Source organism: Streptomyces zhaozhouensis (assembly GCF_900230195.1).
Taxonomy (GTDB): Bacteria; Actinomycetota; Actinomycetes; order Streptomycetales; family Streptomycetaceae; genus Streptomyces; species Streptomyces zhaozhouensis.
The window spans coordinates 1-4607 of the sequence record NZ_OCNE01000046.1 but is presented as its reverse complement, the minus strand read 5'-3'; the positions used below and the strand labels follow the sequence as shown (position 1 = coordinate 4607).

Below are 4607 nucleotides of genomic sequence, written 5' to 3'. Positions count from 1 at the left end.
CCCCACGACTCAAGAAGCCGGAAGAGCGCCACCTCCACCGCGAACAACGCCGGCTGAGTCACCCCCGTCTCGTTCAACGCCCCCTCGTCCGCACCGAACAACACCGCCCGCACCTCGGGCCCGAACTCCCCCAACACCTCATCCAGCGCCTCCGCGAACACCGGGAAACGCGCCGCCAGCTCACGCCCCATCCCCAACCGCTGCGCACCCTGACCCGAGAACAGAAACGCCAACCGCCCCGGCTCGTCCGGGACTTCGCCCCGCACCGCCGCGCCGCCGGAGCGGCCCTCGGCCAACGCCGCCAACGCGGCGACGAACTCATGGCGTTCACCGGCGACCACCACCGCACGGTGTTCCAGCGCCGCCCGCGAGGTCACCAGGGCATGACCGATGTCCAGCGGCCCGAGGTCGGGCGCCTCCGTCACAAAGGCGGCGAGCCGGGCGGCCTGCGCCCGCAGGGCCCCCGCGCTCCTGGCCGACAGCACCCAGGGCAGCACCTCGCCCCCGGTCCAGACACGGCCGGGCTCCGCCGTCTCGCTGACCGGCGCCTGCTCGATGATGGTGTGCGCGTTGGTACCGCTGAACCCGAACGACGACACACCAGCCCGCCACGGCCGCCCCACCGCCGGCCAGGAACGCTCCTCCGTCAGCAACCGCACCGCACCCGCCGACCAGTCGACATGGCTCGACGGCTCGTCCACATGCAGGGTGCCGGGCAGCACGCCGTGCCGGAGCGCCATCACCATCTTGATGACCCCGGCGACGCCGGCCGCCGCCTGCGTGTGGCCGATGTTCGACTTCACCGAACCCAGCCACAGCGGCTCGCCCTCGCCCCTGCCCTGGCCGTAGGTCGCCAGCAGCGCCTGCGCCTCGATCGGGTCGCCGAGCCGGGTGCCGGTGCCGTGTGCCTCCACCGCGTCCACGTCGGCGGCCGTCAGCCCGGCCGACGCCAACGCCTGGCGGATCACGCGCTGTTGGGAAGGGCCGTTGGGCGCGGTCAGCCCGTTGGACGCGCCGTCCTGGTTGACCGCGGAGCCCTTCACCACGGCCAGCACCCGGTGCCCGTTCCGCCGCGCGTCGGAGAGCCGCTCCACCAGCAGCATCCCCACGCCCTCGCCCCAGCCGGTGCCGTCCGCGCTCTCCGCGAACGCCTTGCACCGCCCGTCGACCGCCAGCCCGCGCTGCCGGCTGAACTCGACGAACGCGGCCGGCGTGGACATCACCGTCACGCCGCCGGCCAGCGCCAGCTCGCACTCACCCGAACGCAGCGCCTGCACGGCGGAGTGCAGGGCGACCAGCGAGGAGGAGCAGGCGGTGTCGACCGTGACCGCGGGCCCCTCAAGGCCGAAGGTGTAGGAGAGCCGGCCGGAGATGACGCTGGCCGCGTTGCCGGTGCCCGCGTAGCCCTCGACGCCGGGCTGGTCGGCGGCCAGCCCGGCGTAGTCCTGGCCGTTGGTGCCGACGAAGACGCCGGACCGGCTGCCGCGCAGGCTGCCCGGGTCGATGCCGGCGCGCTCCAGCACCTCCCAGGAGGTCTCCAGCAGCAGCCGCTGCTGCGGGTCCATCGCCAACGCCTCACGCGGCGAGATCCCGAAGAACGCCGGGTCGAACTCGGCCACCCGGTCGAGGAACGCGCCCAGCCGGCTGTAGGAGGTGCCCGAGTGGGCCGGGTCCGGGTGGTAGAGCGACGCCAGGTCCCAGCCCCGGTCGGTGGGGAAGTCGGCGACCGCGTCGCGGCCCTCGGAGACCAACCGCCACAGGTCCTCGGGCGAGGTGACTCCGCCCGGGAAGCGGCAGGCCATCCCGACGATGGCGATCGGCTCGTCCGTGGCGGTGGGGGCCGGCCCCTCGGGGGCGGCGGCCAGCACTCCGCCCAGCAGTTCGGCGCCGAGGTGCGCGGCGAGCGCGGCCGGGGTCGGGTAGTCGTAGACGAGGGTCGCGGGCAGACGCAGCTCGGTCGCGGTGTTGAGCCGGTTGCGCAGCTCCACGGAGCTGAGCGAGTCGAAGCCCAGCTCCTTGAACGGGCGTTCGGGGGTGATGGCGCGCGCCGAGCTGTGGCCGAGGGCGGCCGCCACCCGGTCGCGCACCAGGTCGAGCAGCGCCCTCTCCCGCTCGGCCGCGGTCAGCCCGGCCAGCGACTGCGCCAGCGCCGACCCGGCGACCGCGACGACGGAGCCGGCGGCGGCCGTCCGACGGGCCGGGGCCCGCACCAGACCGCGCAGCAGCGGCGGCACCGGCCCGGTGCGCGCCTGACGGCGCAAGGTCGGCAGGTCCAGCGGCAGCGGAACGAGGACGGCCCGGTCGGTCGAACCGGCCGCGTCCAGGAGCGCACGGCCCTGCTCGGCGCCGATGGGGACCATGCCGGCGTCGATGATCCGCCGCACATCGCCGGCGCCCAGGCCCCCGGCCATCCCGCCGGTATCGGCCCAGAGGCCCCAGGCGAGGGAGGTGGCGGGCAGCCCGGCGGCGCGGCGGTGCTCGGCCAGGGCGTCGAGGAAGGCGTTGGCCGCCGCGTAGTTGCCCTGCCCGGGGCCGCCGAGGACGCCGGCGGCCGAGGAGAACAGCACGAACGCGGAGAGGTCCAGGTCGCGGGTCAGCTCGTGCAGATGCCAGGCCGCGTCCACCTTCGGCCGGAAGACCGTGTCGATCCGCTCCGGGGTGAGCGAACCGATCGTCCCGTCGTCCAGCACTCCGGCGGTGTGCACCACGGCCGTCACCGGGTGTTCGTCCAACAACGCTGCCACGGCCTCGCGTTCGGCGACGTCGCAGGCGGCGAAGACCACCTCGGCGCCCAACGCCTCAAGCTCCGCACGCAGTTCACCGGCGCCTTCCGCCGCCGCGCCACGCCGACTCACCAACAGCAGGCGCGACACGCCCCGTTCGGCCACCAGATGCCGCGCTACGAGAGCGCCCAGGGTGCCCGTCGCGCCCGTCACCAGCACCGAACCCGCGCCGAAACCGGCGTCCTCGACCGCGCCGGGCATCACACGGGACAGCCGAGGTATGTGTATCTCCCCGTCGCGCAGCGCGAGTTGCGGCTCGCCAACGGCCAACGCGGTCGGCAGCACCGCGTCCAGCGCGGCCTCGTCGTCCAGGTCCAGCAGCACGATCCGGTCGGGGTTCTCCGACTGCGCCGACCGCACCAGTCCCCACACAGCGGCGGCCGCCATGTCGTCCACCGCCTCGCCGGCCGAAACGGCCACGGCGCCACGGGTGACGACGACGAGACGCCCCGCCTCGGGCCGTTCCTCATCGAGCCATGACCGGACGGTGCCCAACGCCCAGTGCGCCGCCGCGTGCGCCTCGGCCACCGGATCGGCGCCGGAGCCGACCGGGCAGGTCTCCACCCGCGTCCCGGTCAGCTCGGGTGCCGTGTCGCCCGGTTCCGGGACGGCGATCCAGTCGACGCCGAACAGGCCCTCGACGCCTCGCTGTTCCACCGTGGCGGGACGCAGCACCACCGAGTCGGCGGTGGCCACCGGCGCGCCCGCACCATCGGCCACCACCAGCGACACCCCACCCCCGCCGACCGAGGAGAGCCGCACACGCGACACCGTCGCACCGGCCGCGTGCAGCCGGAACCCGGACCAGGAGAACGGCGCCCCGCCCTCGTCGCCCGTCAGTCCGACGGCGTGCAGCGCCGCGTCCAGCAGCGCCGGGTGCAGCCCGAAGCCGTTGACGCCCACCCCCTCGGGGAGGGCGACCTCGGCGAACACCTCGTCGCCGCGCCGCCAGGCGGCCCGCAGCCCCTGGAACACCGGGCCGTGGTCGAAGCCCCGCTCGGCCAGCCCGTCCTGGAGGCCGTCCAGGTCGGCGACCTTGGCGCCGGCGGGCGGCCACTCGGCGAGGGAAACGCCGGTCGACGGCGCGCCTTCCCGCAGCACACCGGCGGCGTGCCGGGTCCAGGCCCGGCCGTCGTCGTCGGACTCACCCTCGCGCGAGTAGACCGTCAACTCGCGGCGCCCCGAGCCGTCCGCCGCGCCCACCCACACCTGCACCCGCACCGCACCGCTCGCCGGCAGGACCAGCGGCGCCCCCACCGTCAGCTCCTCCACCAGCTCGCAACCGACCTGGTCACCGGCCCGCACCGCCAGCTCGACGAACGCCGTGCCGGGCAGCGACACCGCGCCGTGGACGGCGTAGTCGGCCAGCCACGGATGGGTCCGCACCGACAGCCGGCCGGTCAACAGCACCCCGTCGGTGCCACCCACCGCCACCGCCGCGCCCAACAGCGGATGCTCCGCCGCGCCGAGACCCGCCGCCGTGACGTCCCCGACCGTCGTCGGGGCGTCCAGCCAGTAGCGCTCCCGCTGGAACGCGTACGTCGGCAGATCCACGTGCCGGCTGCTGGCACCCGGGAAGAACGCCGACCAGTCCAACGAAACGCCCCGCGCGTGGAGTTGACCCACGGCGGTCAGCGCGGCAACCGGCTCGGCCCGGCCCCCGCGCAACACCGGCACAAACACCGCCTCAGGCACGCACTCCTGCCCCAGCGCGGCCAACGTCCCACCGGGCCCCACCTCGACAAACGTGGTCACACCCTCGCCGCTCAACGAGGCGACGGCATCGGCGAACCGAACCGCCTCCCGCACATGCCGCACCCAGTA

At 75.0% G+C, this 4607-nt stretch carries 1 protein-coding gene; it reads right to left on the bottom strand.

Annotated elements, in window-relative coordinates:
* Positions 1–4607: type I polyketide synthase (locus tag CRP51_RS27820; protein WP_141514707.1), on the bottom strand; the 4607-nt coding region annotated here is incomplete at both ends.